This window comes from Citrobacter sp. Cf087 (assembly GCF_030334285.1).
Classification (GTDB): Bacteria; Pseudomonadota; Gammaproteobacteria; order Enterobacterales; family Enterobacteriaceae; genus Citrobacter; species Citrobacter freundii.
The window spans coordinates 1-18,806 of the sequence record NZ_JAOWED010000027.1; the positions used below are offsets into that span (position 1 = coordinate 1).

Sequence of the window (18,806 nt, forward strand, 5' to 3'; positions counted from 1 at the left end):
CCCCGCTGACCCGGCGGCTTGTAATCCGTTGTTCCGTGTCAGTGGAGGCGCATTATAGGGAGTTATTTCAGGCTGACAAGTTAAAAATATAAAAAACTTATCAAGCGATTACTTTTCAATCAATACATCTATTTTCGCCTGAATTTTAAACAAAAACGAGCCCCGCAGGGCCCGTTTATTGTTGTTTTGTGACTTACTGCACTGCCACGATGCGATCGTCATTCACTTCCAGACGAATCGTTTTGCCCGGAATCAGTTCACCAGACAGAATTTGCTGCGCCAGCGGGTTTTCGATCTGCTGCTGGATAGCACGTTTCAATGGACGTGCGCCATACACCGGATCGTAACCATTCGCGCTCAGCAGTTTAAGCGCCTCGTCAGAAATGTGGATTTCATAGCCACGCTCTTCCAGACGTTTGTACAGACGCTGCAGCTGGATCTGAGCAATAGAAGCAATGTGCTGCTCACCCAACGGATGGAATACAACAACCTCATCTATACGGTTGATGAATTCCGGGCGGAAGTTATGGCTCACGACGCCCAGCACCATATCTTTCATGTGGCCGTAATCCAGCTCACCAAAGCGTTCCTGGATTAGATCGGAGCCCAGGTTCGAGGTCATGATGACAACCGTATTACGGAAATCGACCGTTCTTCCCTGTCCGTCAGTCAGACGACCATCGTCAAGCACCTGCAGCAGAATGTTGAACACATCCGGGTGCGCTTTCTCCACTTCATCCAGCAGGATGACAGAGTAAGGACGACGACGTACTGCTTCCGTCAGATACCCACCTTCTTCATAACCGACATATCCCGGAGGTGCCCCAACCAAGCGAGACACCGAGTGTTTCTCCATAAACTCGGACATATCGATACGCACCATTGCGTCGTCACTGTCGAACATAAAGTTTGCCAGCGCTTTGCACAGTTCGGTTTTACCGACCCCGGTTGGACCAAGGAACAAGAATGAACCAATCGGACGATTCGGATCGGACAAGCCCGCGCGGCTACGACGGATGGCGTTAGAAACGGCTTCCACCGCTTCGTTCTGACCAATCACACGGCTGTGCAGCTCCTGTTCCATACGCAACAGTTTTTCCCGTTCGCCTTCCAGCATGCGAGCAACCGGGATCCCGGTCCAGCGCGCCAGCACCTCAGCAATTTCTGCATCCGTTACTTTATTACGCAGCAGACGCATGGTTTTGCCTTCAGACTGGGTGGCTGCTTCCAGCTGTTTTTCCAGTTCAGGAATTTTGCCGTACTGCAGTTCAGACATCCGCGCCAGGTCGCCAACGCGGCGCGCCTGTTCGATGGCGATTTTTGCCTGCTCCAGCTCAGCCTTGATAGTTTGCGTTCCCGAGAGGGAGGCTTTTTCAGCTTTCCACTCTTCCTCTAACTCAGAATACTGGCGCTCTTTGTCGTCCAGCTCTTCATTGAGCATATCGAGACGTTTTTTACTTGCCTCATCAGACTCTTTCATTAATGCCTGCTGTTCCAGTTTGAGCTGGATAATACGGCGGTCGAGTCTGTCGAGTTCCTCCGGCTTGGAGTCAATCTGCATACGAATGCTGGATGCCGCTTCGTCAATAAGGTCGATAGCTTTATCCGGTAACTGACGATCGGCAATATAACGATGAGACAACGTAGCTGCCGCAACAATCGCCGGGTCAGTAATCTGCACATGATGGTGCAGCTCATAACGTTCTTTCAGGCCACGCAAGATTGCGATGGTGTCTTCCACTGAAGGTTCAGCCACAAACACTTTCTGGAAACGACGTTCCAGCGCCGCATCTTTTTCGATGTACTGGCGATATTCATCAAGCGTTGTGGCGCCTACACAGTGCAGTTCCCCGCGAGCCAGCGCTGGTTTCAGCATGTTCCCGGCGTCCATCGCGCCATCGGCTTTACCCGCCCCAACCATGGTATGCAATTCGTCGATAAACAGAATGACGTTGCCTTCCTGTTTCGAGAGATCGTTCAGCACGCCTTTTAAGCGCTCTTCAAACTCACCGCGATATTTGGCCCCAGCCACCAGCGCGCCCATATCCAGCGCCAGTACACGACGGCCTTTTAAGCCCTCCGGCACTTCACCATTGATGATGCGTTGGGCCAGCCCTTCAACAATGGCTGTTTTACCGACACCGGGTTCACCGATTAACACTGGGTTATTTTTAGTACGACGTTGCAGCACCTGAATGGTACGGCGAATTTCTTCATCACGGCCGATAACAGGATCGAGTTTGCCCTGTTCAGCACGTTCAGTCAGATCGACGGTATATTTTTTCAAGGCCTGACGTTGGTCTTCAGCCCCCTGGTCATTCACGCTTTCACCTCCACGCATTTGTTCAATTGCCTGAGTGATATTGGCGGTCGTCGCCCCTGCTGATTTTAATAAATCGGTCAGCGTACCGCGTGACTCAAGCACCGCCAGAACGAACAGTTCTGACGAAATAAAGTTGTCCCCACGTTTTTGCGCCAGCTTGTCGCAAAGATTCAGTACACGCACCAGTTCCTGAGAAGGCTGCACATCACCGCCGGTACCTTCTACCTGCGGCAAACGGCTCAACGCCTGGTCAATGGCTGTACGTAACTGGCCAGCATTAATGCCAGCAGACGTTAATAAAGGACGTACCGATCCCCCTTCCTGATTCAGCAAGGCGCTCATTAGATGAAGTGGTTCGATGAATTGATTGTCGTGCCCCAATGCGAGTGACTGGGCATCGGCAAGAGCAAGCTGGAATTTATTGGTAAGACGATCCAGACGCATAACTCCTCCCATAACAGGTCAAAATTGCTACTGGAGATTAAATGAGGTCATCCCTCAATTATTCAAGGTGAATGACCTGAATTATGTGAAAAGAAAATTACACGTACCGGATCGTCTTGATTCTTTAGGTTATATCAGCCAAATAAAACTTGCCATACGACCCGTGGTATTGTCGCGACGATAAGAGAAGAACGTCTCACTTTCACTAAAGGTGCAACGGTCGCCGCCGTGGAGGTTCTCCACGCCGACATTTGCCAGCCGCTGACGGGCAAGCTGGTAGATATCCGCCAGATACTTGTCGCCGCGCGGTACAAATGCGAGGTTCGCTTGCGGATCTTTCGTCATGAATGCCTCGCGAACTTCTGCTCCCACTTCAAAGGCGTTTGGGCCTATCGCCGGACCTAGCCAGGCAATAATGTTTTCAGGTTCGTCGGCAAAACACGCCACCGTCTCTTCCAGCACGCCAGCGCATAATCCTCGCCAACCCGCATGGGCCGCAGCCACTTCCGTCCCGGCGCGATTGCAAAACAGCACCGGCAGACAATCAGCGGTCATTACCGCACACACTGTGCCCGGCGTGTTGCTATACGACGCATCTGCGCGTTTGGAGGCGTAAGGCCCGCCTGTCAGTTTCAGGACATCCTTACCGTGGACCTGCTCCAGCCAGACCGGCTTTGACGGCAGATTGCCCGCAGCAAACAGTCGTTTGCGGTTCTCTTCAACATGCTCCGGGTTATCGCCGCAATGGGCGCCCAGATTCAGCGAATCGTAAGGCGGCATACTGACTCCGCCAATACGGGTAGAACTACACGCCGCGACACCTTGCGGTATCGGCCACTGCGGAACAATTAGCTTACTCATAGCCAGGCAATATCATCCTTATGTTCTTCGAAATCAGCGCGCATCACTTCAATCAATTGCACCATATCTTGTGGGATCGGCGCATGCCATTCCATTTCGATACCGGAAATCGGGTGATACAAACGCAGCATGGTCGCATGTAGCGCCTGGCGGTCGAACTTACGCAGTACGGAGATAAATTCGTCAGAAGCGCCTTTCGGTGGACGTGGACGACCGCCGTAGACCTGATCGCCCACCAGCGGATGAGTGATATGTGCCATGTGCACGCGGATCTGGTGCGTACGTCCGGTTTCCAGACGCAACCGCAGACGCGTGTGCACACGGAAGTGTTCCATAATGCGATAGTGCGTTACCGCCGGTTTCCCCATTGGGTGTACCGCCATGTGCGTACGCTTGGTCGGGTGACGGCTAATCGGTTCCTCAACGGTTCCGCCAGCAGTCATGTGACCAATTGCTACGGCTTCGTACTCACGGGTAATTTCGCGCAGCTGCAATGACTCAACCAGACGTGTTTGTGCCGGAACCGTTTTTGCCACCACCATTAATCCGGTCGTGTCTTTATCCAGACGGTGTACGATACCGGCACGAGGAACATCCGCGATTGGCGGGTAGTAATGCAGTAACGCATTCAATACCGTACCATCAGGATTCCCGGCGCCCGGATGCACTACAAGGTCACGGGGTTTGTTAATGACAAGAATATCATCATCTTCATAAACGATATCCAGTGGGATATCCTGAGGTTCAAAACGAACCTCTTCATCAATTTCTGCATTGATGGAGACACGCTCTCCACCCAACACTTTTTCTTTCGGTTTATCGCAAAGATTGCCATTTACCAGCACGCGCTGGTCGAGGATCCATTCTTTTATGCGCGATCGCGAATAATCAGGGAACAATTCGGCCAAAGCCTGATCTAAGCGTTGACCGAGCTGATTTTCGGAGACTGTTGCGGTGAGTTCTACTCGTTGTGCCATAAACTGCTTCTTCGTTTAACGTTGGGTTTTACGGCTTTGCCGTTTAATATAGTGTGCTATTGTAGCTGGTCTTAACCGGGAGCAGGAACAGAGAATCTCCCGTATTACATTTTGAGGAAAGTCAAAACGTCATGACGCGCATGAAATATCTGGTGGCAGCAGCCACGTTGAGCCTGTTTTTGGCGGGTTGCTCTGGTTCAAAGGAAGAGGTGCCCGATAATCCGCCAAATGAAATCTACGCGACTGCTCAGCAAAAGCTGCAGGACGGTAACTGGAAACAGGCAATAACGCAATTGGAAGCGTTGGATAACCGTTATCCATTTGGACCGTATTCTCAGCAGGTGCAATTAGATCTCATCTACGCCTACTACAAAAACGCCGATCTGCCACTTGCTCAGGCTGCTATCGATCGTTTTATCCGTCTTAACCCGACACACCCTAACATTGATTATGTCATGTATATGCGTGGCCTGACCAATATGGCGTTGGATGATAGCGCACTGCAAGGATTCTTTGGTGTTGATCGCAGCGATCGCGATCCCCAACACGCCCGAGCTGCGTTTAATGACTTTTCCAAACTGGTACGTGGCTATCCGAACAGCCAGTACACCACTGATGCCACCAAACGTCTGGTGTTCCTGAAAGATCGTCTGGCGAAGTATGAATATTCTGTTGCGGAATACTACACTGCCCGCGGTGCATGGGTTGCCGTGGTAAACCGTGTGGAAGGCATGCTGCGCGACTACCCTGATACTCAGGCAACACGTGATGCTCTGCCGTTAATGGAAAAAGCTTATCGCCAGATGCAGATGAATGCGCAGGCAGAAAAAGTAGCGAAAATCATTGCCGCTAACAGCAGCAATACCTGATTTGCCTCAGAATGCAAAACGGCAGCCCAAGGGCTGCCGTTTTTTTATCCGTTAACGCTACAACTGAAGCGGTTTAGCTCCGACGCATCCCATCAAATATGGCCTGCTTTCAGGTATTCCTCAAGTAAAAAATCGCCTGTTCCTGCGGTGCCTCACAAAAAGGTTTTCTTGACAAAAAGCGACAAAAAAATGTGATTTACATCACGCATTTTGACATTGGGAACGGTATGCTGGAATCACCAAGACGGGAAAGACAAGAGGTAAAATTTATGACAATGAACATTACCAGTAAACAAATGGAAATTACTCCGGCAATTCGCCAGCATGTCGCAGACCGTCTCGCCAAACTTGAAAAATGGCAAACTCATCTGATTAATCCACATATCATTCTGTCTAAGGAGCCACAGGGTTTCATTGCTGATGCCACCATCAATACACCGAACGGACATCTGGTCGCCAGCGCAAAACACGAGGATATGTACACCGCAATTAACGATTTGATCAACAAGCTGGAACGGCAGCTCAATAAAGTGCAGCACAAAGGCGAAGCCCGTCGTGCAACAACTTCAGTCAAAGACGCCAACTTCGTCGAAGCAGAAGAAGAGTAGTCCCTTACATTGAGTGTATCGCCAACGCGCCTTCGGGCGCGTTTTTTGTTGACAGGGTGAAAACAGTACGGGTACTTTACTGACGTAGCCAAAGGAAAATTACATGAAACTTGTTCCGTTCTTCTTCGCATTCTTTTTTACCTTCCCCTGAATGGGAGGCGTTTCGTCGTGTGATAAAGAATGCGAAGACGAACAATAAGGCCTCCCACAACGGGGGGCCTTTTTTATTGATAACAAGAAAGGCAACACTATGACATCGGAAAACCCATTGCTGGCGCTGCGCGATAAGATTAGCACGCTGGATGAAAAATTACTGGCCCTGCTGGCTGAGCGACGTGGACTGGCCGTAGAAGTTGGTAAAGCCAAACTGCTTTCACATCGTCCGGTACGAGATATCGACCGTGAACGTGACCTGTTGGACCGTCTGATTCAGTTGGGCAAAGCACATCATCTCGATGCTCACTACATTACCCGCCTGTTCCAGCTCATAATCGAAGACTCCGTCCTGACTCAACAGGCTCTGCTCCAGCAACACCTGAACAAAATTAACCCACACTCCGCGCGCGTGGCCTTCCTGGGGCCAAAAGGATCATATTCCCATCTGGCAGCACGTCAGTACGCCGCCCGCCATTTTGAACAATTTATTGAAAGCGGCTGCGCAAAATTTGCCGATATCTTTAATCAGGTCGAAACCGGACAGGCTGACTATGCTGTGGTTCCGATTGAAAACACCAGCTCCGGTGGGATTAACGACGTTTACGACCTGCTACAGCACACCAGCCTGTCTATTGTTGGCGAGATGACCATTACGATAGACCACTGTGTACTGGTGTCCGGCACGACGGATCTTGAGACCATTGAAACGGTATACAGCCATCCGCAGCCGTTCCAGCAGTGCAGCAAGTTCCTGAATCGCTACCCGCACTGGAAGATTGAGTACACTGAAAGCACCTCTGCGGCAATGGAAAAAGTTGCGCAGGCTAACTCGCCGCGCGTGGCGGCCCTGGGGAGCGAAGCCGGAGGCGTACTGTATGGTTTGCAGGTTCTCGAGCATATTGAGGCTAACCAGTCGCAAAACATCACCCGCTTCGTGGTGCTGGCACGTAAAGCAATCAATGTATCCGACCAGGTTCCGGCAAAAACCACGTTGCTGATGGCAACAGGACAACAGGCCGGTGCGCTGGTAGAAGCATTGCTGGTGCTGCGTAACCATAATCTGATTATGACTAAACTGGAGTCACGCCCGATTCACGGCAATCCGTGGGAAGAGATGTTTTATCTTGATATCCAGGCCAATCTGGAATCGCCCCAAATGCAAAAAGCATTGAAAGAGCTGGGTGAGATTACACGTTCGATGAAAGTACTGGGATGCTATCCGAGTGAGAACGTGGTGCCGGTCGATCCGAGCTAACATTTGACAGTGCCGGATGGCACTACGCTTATCCGGCCTACAATTCATGCGATTTTTGTAGGCCGGATAAGACGAAGCCGCCATCCGGCATCTTAATTAAGGACGGCTGTCATTCGCCTGGCGTAACAAAGTACGGCTTTCACTCTGGAAGCGTTTCGCATAATCGCCAAACCAATGCTCGACCTTACGGAAACTGTCGATAAACGCTTGCTTATCGCCCTGTTCCAGTAAACCAATCGCCTCACCAAAACGTTGGTAGTAGCGTTTGATCAGCGCAAGGTTGTTCTCAGACGACATAATAATATCGGCATAGAGCTGCGGATCCTGGGCAAACAGACGGCCAACCATCGCCAGTTCAAGACGGTAAATCGGCGAAGAGAGCGCCAGCAGCTGCTCCAGTTGAACATTCTCTTCCGCTAAATGCAGACCGTAAGCAAAGGTCGCAAAGTGACGCAATGCCTGAATAAACGCCATGTTCTGATCGTGTTCAACGGCGCTGATCCGATGTAGTCGTGCACCCCATACCTGAATCTGTTCCAGAAACCACTGATAGGCTTCCGGCTGACGTCCATCACACCAGACGACGACCTGCTTTGCCAAGCTGCCGCTGTCCGGACCAAACATTGGGTGTAACCCCACCACCGGGCCATCATGTGCAGCCAGCATCGCCTGCAAAGGACCATTTTTCACTGAAGCCAGATCCACCAGGATGCAGTCAGACGGCAGACGCGGTAGTTTGGCGATCACCTGCTCGGTGATGTGGATCGGCACACTGACGATCACCATCCCAGCATCAGAGACGATCTCCGGCGCGCGATCCCAATCCTGCTGTTCCAGGATCCGCACCTGGTAACCTGACAGGGTGAGCATTTTTTCAAACAGACGCCCCATCTGACCGCCGCCACCGACGATCACTACCGGCCGCAGAGAAGGACAAAGCGTTTTAAACCCTTTGTCGTTCTCACTGGAATAGGACTCACGCATAACGCGGCGTAGCACATCTTCAATCAGGTCCGGCGGCACGCCAAGGGCTTCCGCTTCTGCCCGGCGAGAGGCAAGCATAGAGGCTTCCCGTTCCGGCACGTAAATCGGCAACCCAAAACGGCTTTTTACTTCACCAACTTCGGCAACCAGCTCCAGGCGGCGTGCCAGTAAATCCAGCAGCACCTTGTCGACTTCATCAATTTGATCGCGTAATGCGGTCAATTCAGCAACCATAACCAACCTCTTATGCTACACGCGCCGACAGCTGACCGTTTAAATCTTGACTAATTTCACGCAGCAGCGCATCCGTCATTTCCCAGCTAATGCAGGCATCGGTTACGGACACGCCGTATTTCATTTCGCTGCGCGGCTGTTCAGAAGACTGGTTGCCTTCGTGAATATTACTTTCAATCATCAAACCAATGATCGAGCGATTGCCATCTTTGATTTGTGCAATTACGGATTCAGCCACGGCAGGCTGACGGCGGTAATCTTTATTGGAATTACCATGACTGCAATCTACCATCAGAGAAGGTCGTAGTCCCGCCTGCTCCATCTCTTTTTCGCACTGGGCGACATCTGCCGGGCTGTAGTTCGGCGCTTTACCCCCGCGCAGGATCACGTGGCCGTCCGGATTCCCCTGAGTTTGCAACAGCGCAACCTGCCCGGCCTGATTAATACCAACAAAGCGGTGCGACTGCGCAGCCGCACGCATGGCGTTAATGGCGGTCGCCAGGCTACCGTCAGTACCATTCTTAAAGCCGACCGGCATGGAAAGACCGGAAGCCATTTCGCGGTGTGTCTGCGATTCCGTGGTACGGGCTCCGATTGCGGACCAGCTAAACAGATCGCCCAGGTATTGCGGGCTATTTGGATCCAGCGCTTCAGTTGCCAGCGGCAGTCCCATATTTACCAGTTCAAGCAGCAGCTGACGCGCAATTTTCAGACCTGCTTCAACATCAAAAGAGCCATCCATATGAGGATCGTTAATTAACCCTTTCCAGCCGACGGTGGTACGGGGTTTTTCAAAATAGACGCGCATCACCAGGTAGAGGCTATCGCTGACCTCTGCGGCAAGGGCTTTAAATCGACGAGCATACTCAATAGCCATTTCAGGATCGTGAATGGAGCATGGGCCACATACGACCAGCAGGCGCGGATCGCGACCGGAGATAATATCTGAGATGGTTTTACGCGACTGGGCGATTTGCGCCTCTTGCTCCTGGCTCAGCGGAAATTCAGCTTTCAGCTGCTCCGGGGTCATCAGAACCTGTTCGTCGGTAATATGTACGTTGTTCAGCGCGTCTTTTTGCATGATGGTGATCCTGTTTAGCTCGTTTGCGATAGTTGATCCTCAGCGAGGAGGAAATAACGATACCATAACAGGTAAAGATTTCAATCCACAATCCGTAAATTTTAATTTACACGACGTTATTTTATGGCAATAAAAGCCCTTATAATCGTACATTTAAATTTACACCCCCGAATTTTCAGATCCGCTATGCTTAAAAAAACAAGGGAGCACAGGCAATGAAGCAACTCATCAGTATCTTATTTCTACTCCTTCTTAGCGGATGTCAGATAGATCCCTACACCCATGCCCCTACCTGGACTGGTACCGACTGGTATGACGCCGGGATACAAGATGCCATTTCGGGGTATGCCGTTAAAGATAATGAAACTCTTGCCGACAACTTCAATGATCCCGAGGTCGATCGTACGAAATATCTTAAGGGTTATGCCGAAGGGCAACGCAAAATCTGCCAACAAGATTTTGTTTACGCCAGAGGTCTGGCCGGGAAAACCTTTCCCCCAAGTTGTGATACGGTCGAAAATATTGACCAGTTACACGATGCCTGGAAAAAAGGAGCAAACGAAGGTGCTGCCTCAATAAGATTAAACTAAACAATGGCTTAAATTTTATAGCAAACTAGGATTTAACTTAAATCATCATCAGCTTTACCCCTGGAATAATGACGACTTAGGAAAATAATGTTATTTTGTCTTAAACAATCTTGAATGTATTTCGACGCTTTACGGCAAACGCTGGTAGGTAACTATTCATGAGCTATTCTTACCGACTCATACTTCTACTGGCACTGCTCCTGACCGGGTTACCGCTGTACGCCCAAAGCGTTACAGAAGAAGCAAAATCTGTACGTGCTATGGTTTCCGGCATCGTCAGTTATACACGCTGGCCAGCACTTTCCGGGCCACCCAAACTGTGTATTTTCTCTTCATCGCGTTTTTCCAGTGTTCTGGAAGATACCAGTACTGGGGCATTACCCTATCTTCCCGTCATCATTCGTACGGAACAAGAAATATTAGTTTCGCAATGTGACGGTTTTTATTTTGGAAAAGAATCACCTACTTATCAGGTGGAATTAAAGAATAAATATCCGACAAAGGCATTGCTATTAATTGCAGAACAAAATCCCGAATGCGTTATTGGCAGCGCCTTTTGCCTCATAATTAAAGATGAAGATGTGAGATTTTCCGTAAATATGGATTCCCTTTCACGCAGCGGCGTAAGGGTCAGTCCTGACGTATTGATGCTTGCACGGAATAATAAGCATGGATAAGGGCCATTCTCCTGTAACACGCCCGACGTTTAAACGGACATTACGGCGTATCAGCATAATCAGTGTCCTGGTGACGATGACGTTGATCTGGCTGCTGCTCAGCATTTCTTCCGTGCTGGCCTTAAGACAGTATGCGCAAAAGAACCTGGATCTGACTGCCGCGACCATGACCCGCACGCTTGAAGCTGCATTAGTCTTTTCTGATAGTGTTGCAGCAACTGAAACACTGGCGGCACTGGGCCAGCAAGGGCAATTTTCCGTTGCGGAAGTGCGTAATAAACACCAGAAGGTGATCGCCACCTGGCGCTATAACGCGCAAGACACCACGGAGAAGATCAGCGGACTGATCAGCCACTGGCTGTTCCCACAACCGGTCACTCAGCCTATTTTGCATAATGGCAACGTCATCGGCGAAGTACGATTGACTGCACGCGATAGCGTTATCAGCCGTTTCATCTATTTGTCGCTGGCCGTTCTTACCGGGTGCATTTTGTTGGCATCAGGCATAGCATTAATGCTCACCCGCTATTTACACAATGGCGTCGTGGAAGCCCTGCAAAATATAACCGAGGTGGTACATGATGTACGTACCAACCGTAACTTTTCGCGACGCGTTTCCGAGGAACGCATTGAAGAGTTTCATCTTTTTGCCCAGGACTTTAATAGTCTGCTGGACGAGATGGAGGAGTGGCAACTTCGGCTGCAGGCAAAGAACGCTCAACTTTTGCGTACCGCGCTACATGATCCTCTGACAGGCCTGGCAAATCGCGCCGCTTTTCGTAGCAGTATTAACGCGCTGATGAATGACGATGCCGCCCACAGCAGCTCCGCTTTGTTATTCCTTGATGGTGATAATTTTAAATTTATCAATGATACCTGGGGCCACGCTGCGGGGGATCGGGTTCTGATTGAAGTCGCTAAAAGGCTGTCCGAGTTTGGTGGTAATCGACATTCGCCATACAGACTTGGCGGCGACGAGTTCGCGATGGTGCTGTATAGCGTTCATTCTGAATATGAGGTTCAGCGGATCTGCGCGGCACTGTCACAAGAGTTTGACCGACCTTTTGACCTGCATAATGGTCATTTAGCAAGCATGACACTCAGCATCGGTTTTGCGCTGACGTGGGAACATGCCTCTGCCGAGAAATTACAAGAACTTGCCGATCAAAATATGTATCAGGCCAAAAATTTGCGTTCTGAACGCACTATTATTAAATAAGGAATTACACACATGCTAAAACGTTTATTATCCCCGTTTCTTCTGCTTTTACTGATTCTGGCAGGCTGTCAGGCGCCTCAGGGAAAATTTACCCCAGAGCAAATTGCAGCCATGAAATCGTACGGATTTACCGAAGCTTCCGGAGACTGGTCTCTGGGCCTGTCTGATAACATCCTGTTTGATAAAAATGACTATAAACTCCGTCCTGAAAGTGAAAAACAGATCAAGGAAATGGCATCCAAACTGGCAGCTACCGGGCTAAATCATGCTCGCCTGGACGGTCATACTGATAACTACGGTGAAGACAGCTATAACGAAGCTCTGTCACTCAAACGCGCGAATGTGGTTGCCGATGCCTGGGCACAGGGTGCCAACATTCCCCGCACCAACCTGACGACTCAGGGTCTCGGGAAGAAATATCCCATTGCCAGCAACCAGACATCAAAAGGTCGTGCTGAAAATCGTCGCGTTGCAGTCGTGATCACGACGCCATAATCATCCCCCAACTGGCTGCGCGCCGCGCAGTCATTCCATTGCCATAAAGAACAACAGAGCAAACGTCGGGATAAAAAAAGGGCCAGCCTTTCGGCCAGCCCTTTTCTAACAGGATGTCGCTTGCGCGAATCTTAGTTAAGACGCTCTTTGATACGAGCAGACTTACCAGTGCGCTCACGCAGGTAGTACAGTTTAGCTTTACGAACAGCACCACGACGTTTAACAGCAATGCTGTCAACTACCGGAGAGTGAGTCTGGAAGACACGCTCAACGCCTTCGCCGTTGGAAATTTTACGAACAGTGAATGCAGAGTGCAGACCGCGGTTACGAATAGCGATAACCACGCCCTCGAATGCCTGCAGACGTTTTTTGGAACCTTCAACAACCCATACTTTCACTTCCACGGTATCACCCGGACGGAAGGAAGGTACGTCCTGCTTCATCTGTTCTTGTTCAAGTTGCTTAATAATGTTGCTCATAATTTAATCTCTTATCCTGGGTAAACTGATATTGGGGGCTTACGCCTGCCCATCATGTTTATGTTGCTGTTGTGCGTGTTCCTTTTTGAACTCCGCCAGCAACCTTGCTTGCTCTTCAGTCAGAGCCAGGTTTTCCAGAAGTTCAGGTCTTCTAAGCCAGGTCCGGCCCAGCGACTGTTTCAAACGCCAGCGACGTATCTCAGCGTGGTTTCCTGACAGTAACACTGCCGGTACTTCCATCTGCTCTAACACTTCAGGTCGGGTATAGTGCGGGCAATCCAGCAATCCATCAGCAAACGAATCTTCGATTGCTGAAGCTTCATGACCCAGAACTCCCGGAATAAACCGGGAAACGGAGTCGATCAGCGTCATTGCCGGTAACTCACCACCGCTGAGTACGTAATCGCCGATTGACCATTCTTCGTCAATTTCGGTTTGAATCACGCGCTCATCTATTCCTTCATAGCGACCACATACCAGAATCAGCTTTTGATTCGTGGCCAGTTCGCTAACGCCCGCTTGATCAAGCTTGCGTCCCTGAGGTGACAGATAAATCACCTTTGCGCCTTCACCAGCCGCAGCTTTTGCTGCATGAATGGCGTCCCGTAAAGGTTGCACCATCATTAACATCCCCGGTCCGCCGCCGTACGGACGATCGTCCACGGTACGGTGCCGGTCATGAGTAAAGTCACGAGGACTCCAACTCTGGATGTTCAGCAGGCCATTTTTTACTGCCCGGCCAGTTACCCCGTAATCGGTAATTGCGCGGAACATTTCTGGAAACAGGCTAACGATACCTATAAACACAAGCCAATCCCCATAACGCCGACTTTTACCGTTTATCCGGTGGTTTAAAAACCAGGATCCCAATCTACTTCGATAGTACGAGTAGCGAGATCGACTTTCTTGATAACCTGCCCATCGAGGAACGGCACAAGACGTTCCTTGATACCAAACGCATCTTTCAGGTTTGCCTTGATGACGATGACGTCATTCGAACCGGTTTCCATCATATCGACGACTTTACCGAGATCGTAGCCTTCAGTGGTCACTACCTGGCAGCCCATAAGGTCTTTCCAGTAGTAGGAACCATCTTCCAGCGCTGGCAACTGCGAGGAATCCACGACAATTTCGCAATTAGTCAGTAGATTCGCCGAATCACGATCGTCAACGCCTTTCAGCTTGATGATCAGATCCTGATTGTGGTGCTTCCAGCTTTCCAGCTGTACTTGCTGCCACTGACCCGCCTTCTGGATAAACCAGGGCTGATAGTCAAAAATGCTTTCGGCGTCTTCAGTGGAAGAAAACACTCTGAGCCAACCACGGATACCGTAAGAAGACCCCATTTTCCCCAAAACGATGGGTTCTACAGGAGCCTGTGCGGCGAGTTGCTTGCTCATCATGACCACCGTGACAGATTAAGCTGCTTTGTTTGCTGCTTTGATCAGCGTAGCTACGCGATCAGAAATAGTCGCGCCCTGGCCAACCCAGTGAGCGATGCGATCCAAATCCAGGCGAGTGCCTTCTTCTTTTTCGCTAGCGATTGGGTTAAAGAAGCCAACGCGCTCGATGAAGCGACCGTTGCGTGCATTACGGCTGTCGGTAACAACAACCTGGTAGAACGGACGCTTTTTAGCGCCGTGACGAGCTAAACGAATAGTAACCATAACATCCTCTTGTGTGAATAAAACACCCAGGCCCCATCGAGGAACGGAGCCCGGGTGTCATATTAAAAGCCCGAAAATTTTACTGATTTCTGGGGAAAATGCAATCAGCAGTTGATAACTCTGCTATAAAAGGCCGTCGGCGGTGCCGTCAGTTCGGTGCCGGTGTGTGCGCAGCCACCGGAGCGTACACGCAGTACGTGAGGATGGCGAGCACACCCCGGTGCCGAAATGGCAAACAAGCCAGGCCGATTAGCGGCCAGGGAAGCCGGGCGGCATCATCCCCTTCATACCACGCATCATCTTCGCCATACCGCCCTTCTTCATTTTCTTCATCATGCGCTGCATGTCGTCGAACTGTTTCAGAAGGCGGTTTACGTCCTGTACCTGCATACCGCAACCGGCAGCGATACGGCGTTTACGGGAACCTTTGATAATTTCCGGCTTAGCGCGTTCTTTCATCGTCATCGAATTGATGATGGCTTCCATACGCACCAGAACTTTATCGTCCATCTGCGATTTCACATTGTCAGGGATCTGACCCATGCCCGGCAGCTTGCCCATCAGGCTTGCCATACCGCCCATGTTTTTCATCTGATTAAGCTGTTCAAGGAAATCGTTGAGATCGAAGCCATCGCCTTTTTTCAGCTTGCTGGCTAATTTTTCTGCCTGCGCGCGGTCAACCTTGCTTTCGATATCTTCGATCAGCGACAGCACGTCGCCCATGCCGAGAATACGCGAAGCAATCCTGTCCGGGTGGAACGGCTCCAGCGCTTCGGTTTTCTCGCCGACGCCGAGGAATTTAATCGGCTTACCGGTAATATGACGAATAGAAAGCGCCGCACCGCCACGGGCATCACCATCAACTTTTGTCAGTACTACACCGGTTAACGGTAGCGCTTCGTTAAAGGCTTTTGCGGTATTCGCGGCATCCTGACCGGTCATGGCGTCGACCACAAACAGCGTTTCTACCGGTTTGATAGAAGCGTGGACCTGTTTGATTTCGTCCATCATCGCTTCGTCAACGTGCAGACGACCGGCGGTATCCACCAGCAGCACGTCATAGAATTTGAGTTTGGCTTCTTTCAGCGCGGCGTTAACGATATCGACCGGCTTCTGGCCAACATCCGACGGGAAGAAGTCCACGCCGACCTGCTCGGCCAGAGTTTCCAACTGTTTGATCGCCGCCGGGCGATAAACGTCCGCGGAGACCACCAGCACTTTTTTCTTGTGCTTCTCGCGCAGGAATTTACCCAGCTTACCGACGCTGGTCGTTTTACCCGCACCCTGCAGGCCCGCCATAAGCACCACGGCTGGCGGCTGTGCAGCCAGATTCAGGGTCTGGTTTTCTTCGCCCATTGCCGCAACCAGTTCGTTACGGACAATCTTGACGAATTCCTGACCCGGCGTCAGGCTTTTGTTAACTTCATGACCAACCGCTTTCTCTTTTACGCGATTGATAAACTCACGCACTACCGGCAGCGCTACGTCAGCCTCCAGCAGCGCCATGCGCACTTCGCGCAGCGTCTCTTTAACGTTGTCTTCAGTAAGGCGTCCACGGCCACTGATATTGCGCAGCGTGCGCGACAAACGATCGGTTAAATTATCAAACATTGTCTCTCGCCTGGAGTGGAAACGGTCGGTCGCGACAGCGACACATCAACAGAAATTTGTCGCAGTATAACATGAAGCCGCCTTTGTTGTTATGCAACGGTTGGAGCAGCGGTCACGTAACGCTATACTGCTTTTCTTTATCACTGGCCAATTGTCGACACCTATATGCCCGTTTTTGCTCTGCTTGCTCTTGTCGCCTACTCAGTCAGCCTCGCGCTGATTATTCCCGCTCTGCTGCAAAAAAACAGCGGCTGGCGGCGTATGGCTATTCTCTCTGCGGTTGTCGCGCTGGTAAGCCATGCTATCGCCCTGGAAGCGCGTATTCTGCCCGGCGGTGAAAGCGGACAAAACCTGAGTCTGTTGAACGTCGGCTCGCTGGTGAGCCTGATGATCTGTACGGTAATGACCATTGTCGCTTCCCGCAATCGTGGCTGGCTATTGCTGCCCATTGTCTACGCCTTTGCGCTGATAAACCTGGCCTTCGCCACGTTTATGCCGAACGAGTTCATCACCCATCTCGAAGCTACGCCGGGCATGATGATCCATATCGGGCTTTCGCTTTTCGCTTACGCCACGCTGATTATCGCCGCACTCTATGCGCTACAGCTTGCGTGGATTGACTACCAACTGAAAAACAAAAAACTGGCTTTCAGCAATGAGATGCCGCCGCTGATGAGTATTGAGCGGAAAATGTTTCATATCACCCAAATTGGCGTGGTTCTGCTGACACTCACCCTGTGCACAGGCCTGTTTTACATGCATAACCTGTTCAGTACCGAGAACATTGATAAAGCCGTTCTCTCTATCGTGGCATGGTTTGTCTATATCGTTCTGTTGTGGGGGCATTACCATGGAGGTTGGCGCGGACGTCGCGTCGTATGGTTTAACGTCGCAGGCGCAGGCATTCTGACACTGGCCTATTTCGGCAGTCGTATTCTGCAGCAGTTCGTGAGTTAAATCTTTAAGGAATCCTACGTGGAACACATCTCCACCACCACGCTCATTGTCACGCTCCTCATCATGGTGGTCATTTCCGCCTATTTTTCCGGTTCTGAAACCGGAATGATGACCCTGAATCGCTATCGTCTACGTCATCGGGCCAAGCAGGGAAATCGACAGGCAAAACGCGTTGAAAAGTTACTTCGCAAGCCTGATCGTCTGATAAGCCTGGTGCTCATCGGCAATAATCTGGTGAATATTCTGGCCTCCGCGCTCGGTACTATTGTCGGTATGCGCCTGTATGGCGATGCGGGAGTCGCCATTGCCACTGGGGTACTGACGTTTGTGGTACTGGTTTTTGCCGAAGTACTGCCAAAGACGATTGCCGCACTATATCCGGAAAAAGTCGCCTATCCGAGCAGTGTCCTGCTGGCTCCCCTGCAGATTCTGATGATGCCGTTGGTATGGCTACTCAACACCATCACGCGGCTGCTGATGCGCATGATGGGCATCAAAACGGATATCGTAGTGAGCGGTTCGCTGAGCAAAGATGAACTGCGAACGCTGGTGAATGAATCACGCTCGCAAATCTCACGCCGTAACCAGGATATGCTGCTGTCAGTGCTGGATCTGGAAAAAGTCAGCGTCGATGACATCATGATCCCGCGTAATGAAATTATCGGCATTGATATCAACGATGACTGGAAATCAATCGTGCGTCAGCTTTCGCACTCTCCGCACGGTCGTATTGTGCTGTATCGTGACTCGCTGGACGACGCTATCAGTATGCTACGCGTACGTGAAGCCTGGCGATTGATGGCCGAGAAAAAAGAGTTCACCAAAGAGACCATGTTACGCGCCGCCGACGAAATTTATTACGTTCCGGAAGGCACGCCACTCAGCACCCAGCTCATTAAATTTCAGCGTAATAAGAAGAAAGTGGGCCTGGTCGTCAATGAATATGGTGATATTCAGGGACTGGTTACGGTCGAGGATATCCTGGAAGAGATTGTTGGTGACTTCACGACCTCAATGTCACCGACGCTTGCCGAAGAAGTCACACCGCAGAATGACGGTTCGGTGATCATTGACGGTAGCGCCAACGTTCGTGAAATCAATAAAGCGTTTAACTGGCACCTGCCGGAGGATGATGCACGTACCGTGAACGGTATTATTCTTGAAGCGCTGGAAGAAATCCCGGTTGCCGGCACACGTGTGCGTATTGGGCAGTACGATATCGATATTCTCGACGTGCAGGACAATATGATTAAACAGGTGCAGGTGTTGCCCGTCAAACCGCTGCGGGAAAGTGTATCGGACCAGTGAGAGTAATCCAG

General features: G+C 50.8%; 20 protein-coding genes and 1 other annotated feature. Of the genes, 10 read left to right on the forward strand and 10 right to left on the reverse strand.

The window, feature by feature from the left end; translation table 11 throughout:
* Window positions 1-193: 193 nt before the first annotated feature.
* The 3 genes from clpB to rluD all read right to left on the reverse strand — a co-directional run bounded on the left by clpB (window position 194) and on the right by rluD (window position 4,605).
* Window positions 194-2,767, reverse strand: a complete 2,574-nt coding sequence (gene clpB, locus OGV57_RS07795; protein ID WP_003031249.1) for an ATP-dependent chaperone ClpB — start codon at window positions 2,765-2,767, stop codon at window positions 194-196.
* A gap of 129 nt (window positions 2,768-2,896) precedes the next feature.
* On the reverse strand, window positions 2,897-3,628 hold the full coding sequence (yfiH, locus tag OGV57_RS07800; protein WP_016150787.1) for a purine nucleoside phosphorylase YfiH: 732 nt from the start codon (window positions 3,626-3,628) through the stop codon (window positions 2,897-2,899).
* Window positions 3,625-4,605: a 23S rRNA pseudouridine(1911/1915/1917) synthase RluD gene (gene rluD / locus OGV57_RS07805; protein WP_003031246.1), complete on the reverse strand. Its 981-nt coding sequence runs from the start codon at window positions 4,603-4,605 to the stop codon at window positions 3,625-3,627. The genes yfiH and rluD overlap by 4 nt, the downstream gene beginning before the upstream one ends.
* A 131-nt stretch (window positions 4,606-4,736) precedes the next feature.
* Between rluD and bamD the strand changes: the two genes are divergently transcribed.
* From bamD to pheA, 4 genes are all read left to right on the forward strand, one after another.
* Complete coding sequence (gene bamD, locus OGV57_RS07810; RefSeq protein ID WP_003031245.1) at window positions 4,737-5,474, forward strand: outer membrane protein assembly factor BamD; 738 nt, start codon at window positions 4,737-4,739, stop codon at window positions 5,472-5,474.
* Between the two features lie 269 nt (window positions 5,475-5,743).
* The gene (gene raiA, locus OGV57_RS07815; RefSeq protein WP_003031244.1) at window positions 5,744-6,082 is read left to right on the forward strand and encodes a ribosome-associated translation inhibitor RaiA; all 339 of its coding nucleotides are present in this window, start codon (window positions 5,744-5,746) and stop codon (window positions 6,080-6,082) included.
* A 102-nt stretch (window positions 6,083-6,184) separates the two neighbouring features.
* Window positions 6,185-6,310: a sequence feature (Phe leader region), on the forward strand.
* Window positions 6,186-6,233 (forward strand): pheA operon leader peptide PheL, encoded by a 48-nt coding sequence (gene pheL / locus OGV57_RS07820; protein ID WP_100250063.1) that lies wholly within the window; start codon window positions 6,186-6,188, stop codon window positions 6,231-6,233. (Overlaps the previous feature by 48 nt.)
* A 22-nt stretch (window positions 6,311-6,332) precedes the next feature.
* Window positions 6,333-7,493: a bifunctional chorismate mutase/prephenate dehydratase gene (gene pheA, locus OGV57_RS07825; protein WP_003826458.1), complete on the forward strand. Its 1,161-nt coding sequence runs from the start codon at window positions 6,333-6,335 to the stop codon at window positions 7,491-7,493.
* 96 nt (window positions 7,494-7,589) lie between these two features.
* Here pheA and tyrA read toward each other — a convergent pair whose 3' ends face one another.
* Both tyrA and aroF read right to left on the reverse strand, forming a co-directional pair.
* On the reverse strand, window positions 7,590-8,711 hold the full coding sequence (gene tyrA, locus OGV57_RS07830; protein WP_054528697.1) for a bifunctional chorismate mutase/prephenate dehydrogenase: 1,122 nt from the start codon (window positions 8,709-8,711) through the stop codon (window positions 7,590-7,592).
* A 10-nt stretch (window positions 8,712-8,721) separates the two neighbouring features.
* The gene (gene aroF, locus OGV57_RS07835; protein ID WP_003031241.1) at window positions 8,722-9,792 is read right to left on the reverse strand and encodes a 3-deoxy-7-phosphoheptulonate synthase AroF; all 1,071 of its coding nucleotides are present in this window, start codon (window positions 9,790-9,792) and stop codon (window positions 8,722-8,724) included.
* A 215-nt stretch (window positions 9,793-10,007) separates the two neighbouring features.
* Here aroF and OGV57_RS07840 point away from each other — a divergent pair, with 215 nt between their 5' ends.
* The 4 genes from OGV57_RS07840 (at window position 10,008) to OGV57_RS07855 (ending at window position 12,773) form a co-directional block, all read left to right on the forward strand.
* Window positions 10,008-10,382, forward strand: coding sequence for a DUF2799 domain-containing protein (locus OGV57_RS07840; protein ID WP_016150789.1), 375 nt, complete (start codon window positions 10,008-10,010; stop codon window positions 10,380-10,382).
* Window positions 10,383-10,540: 158 nt separating this feature from the next.
* Entirely contained in the window at window positions 10,541-11,059 is a 519-nt protein-coding gene (gene yfiR, locus OGV57_RS07845) for a regulatory sequestration protein YfiR (protein ID WP_003839843.1), read from the forward strand.
* On the forward strand, window positions 11,052-12,278 hold the full coding sequence (gene dgcN / locus OGV57_RS07850; protein ID WP_003839838.1) for a diguanylate cyclase DgcN/YfiN: 1,227 nt from the start codon (window positions 11,052-11,054) through the stop codon (window positions 12,276-12,278). Before yfiR ends, dgcN begins: the two co-directional genes overlap by 8 nt.
* A gap of 12 nt (window positions 12,279-12,290) precedes the next feature.
* Window positions 12,291-12,773: an OmpA family protein gene (locus OGV57_RS07855; protein ID WP_003839836.1), complete on the forward strand. Its 483-nt coding sequence runs from the start codon at window positions 12,291-12,293 to the stop codon at window positions 12,771-12,773.
* A 131-nt stretch (window positions 12,774-12,904) separates the two neighbouring features.
* On the opposite strand, the gene rplS is transcribed toward OGV57_RS07855, so the two are convergent.
* From rplS to ffh, 5 genes are all read right to left on the reverse strand, one after another.
* Window positions 12,905-13,252, reverse strand: a complete 348-nt coding sequence (gene rplS, locus OGV57_RS07860) for a 50S ribosomal protein L19 (protein ID WP_002914145.1) — start codon at window positions 13,250-13,252, stop codon at window positions 12,905-12,907.
* A 39-nt stretch (window positions 13,253-13,291) separates the two neighbouring features.
* Window positions 13,292-14,059 (reverse strand): tRNA (guanosine(37)-N1)-methyltransferase TrmD, encoded by a 768-nt coding sequence (trmD, locus tag OGV57_RS07865; RefSeq protein ID WP_003031232.1) that lies wholly within the window; start codon window positions 14,057-14,059, stop codon window positions 13,292-13,294.
* A 44-nt stretch (window positions 14,060-14,103) separates the two neighbouring features.
* A complete protein-coding gene (rimM, locus tag OGV57_RS07870; RefSeq protein WP_003031230.1) occupies window positions 14,104-14,652 on the reverse strand; it encodes a ribosome maturation factor RimM in 549 nt (182 codons plus the stop codon).
* A gap of 18 nt (window positions 14,653-14,670) precedes the next feature.
* On the reverse strand, window positions 14,671-14,919 hold the full coding sequence (gene rpsP, locus OGV57_RS07875) for a 30S ribosomal protein S16 (RefSeq protein WP_003031228.1): 249 nt from the start codon (window positions 14,917-14,919) through the stop codon (window positions 14,671-14,673).
* Between the two features lie 249 nt (window positions 14,920-15,168).
* Window positions 15,169-16,530, reverse strand: a complete 1,362-nt coding sequence (ffh, locus tag OGV57_RS07880; RefSeq protein ID WP_003031226.1) for a signal recognition particle protein — start codon at window positions 16,528-16,530, stop codon at window positions 15,169-15,171.
* Between the two features lie 165 nt (window positions 16,531-16,695).
* On the opposite strand from ffh, the gene OGV57_RS07885 reads away from it, so the two are divergent.
* Together OGV57_RS07885 and OGV57_RS07890 are read left to right on the forward strand one after the other, a co-directional pair.
* The gene (locus tag OGV57_RS07885; RefSeq protein ID WP_054528698.1) at window positions 16,696-17,487 is read left to right on the forward strand and encodes a cytochrome C assembly family protein; all 792 of its coding nucleotides are present in this window, start codon (window positions 16,696-16,698) and stop codon (window positions 17,485-17,487) included.
* Window positions 17,488-17,505: 18 nt separating this feature from the next.
* Window positions 17,506-18,795, forward strand: a complete 1,290-nt coding sequence (locus OGV57_RS07890; protein ID WP_008324538.1) for an HlyC/CorC family transporter — start codon at window positions 17,506-17,508, stop codon at window positions 18,793-18,795.
* The last annotated feature ends 11 nt before the right edge of the window (window positions 18,796-18,806 follow it).

Excerpts from the sequence above, each read along its gene's own strand:
- rluD (WP_003031246.1), bottom strand. The coding sequence starts at position 4,605 with ATGGCACAACGAGTAGAACTCACCGCAACAGTCTCCGAAAATCAGCTC.
- aroF (WP_003031241.1), bottom strand. The coding sequence starts at position 9,792 with ATGCAAAAAGACGCGCTGAACAACGTACATATTACCGACGAACAGGTT.
- dgcN (WP_003839838.1), top strand. The coding sequence starts at position 11,052 with ATGGATAAGGGCCATTCTCCTGTAACACGCCCGACGTTTAAACGGACA.
- tyrA (WP_054528697.1), bottom strand. The coding sequence starts at position 8,711 with ATGGTTGCTGAATTGACCGCATTACGCGATCAAATTGATGAAGTCGAC.
- raiA (WP_003031244.1), top strand. The coding sequence starts at position 5,744 with ATGACAATGAACATTACCAGTAAACAAATGGAAATTACTCCGGCAATT.
- yfiR (WP_003839843.1), top strand. The coding sequence starts at position 10,541 with ATGAGCTATTCTTACCGACTCATACTTCTACTGGCACTGCTCCTGACC.
- OGV57_RS07855 (WP_003839836.1), top strand. The coding sequence starts at position 12,291 with ATGCTAAAACGTTTATTATCCCCGTTTCTTCTGCTTTTACTGATTCTG.
- clpB (WP_003031249.1), bottom strand. The coding sequence starts at position 2,767 with ATGCGTCTGGATCGTCTTACCAATAAATTCCAGCTTGCTCTTGCCGAT.
- rpsP (WP_003031228.1), bottom strand. The coding sequence starts at position 14,919 with ATGGTTACTATTCGTTTAGCTCGTCACGGCGCTAAAAAGCGTCCGTTC.
- rplS (WP_002914145.1), bottom strand. The coding sequence starts at position 13,252 with ATGAGCAACATTATTAAGCAACTTGAACAAGAACAGATGAAGCAGGAC.
- pheA (WP_003826458.1), top strand. The coding sequence starts at position 6,333 with ATGACATCGGAAAACCCATTGCTGGCGCTGCGCGATAAGATTAGCACG.
- OGV57_RS07840 (WP_016150789.1), top strand. The coding sequence starts at position 10,008 with ATGAAGCAACTCATCAGTATCTTATTTCTACTCCTTCTTAGCGGATGT.
- OGV57_RS07885 (WP_054528698.1), top strand. The coding sequence starts at position 16,696 with ATGCCCGTTTTTGCTCTGCTTGCTCTTGTCGCCTACTCAGTCAGCCTC.
- bamD (WP_003031245.1), top strand. The coding sequence starts at position 4,737 with ATGACGCGCATGAAATATCTGGTGGCAGCAGCCACGTTGAGCCTGTTT.
- rimM (WP_003031230.1), bottom strand. The coding sequence starts at position 14,652 with ATGAGCAAGCAACTCGCCGCACAGGCTCCTGTAGAACCCATCGTTTTG.
- yfiH (WP_016150787.1), bottom strand. The coding sequence starts at position 3,628 with ATGAGTAAGCTAATTGTTCCGCAGTGGCCGATACCGCAAGGTGTCGCG.
- ffh (WP_003031226.1), bottom strand. The coding sequence starts at position 16,530 with ATGTTTGATAATTTAACCGATCGTTTGTCGCGCACGCTGCGCAATATC.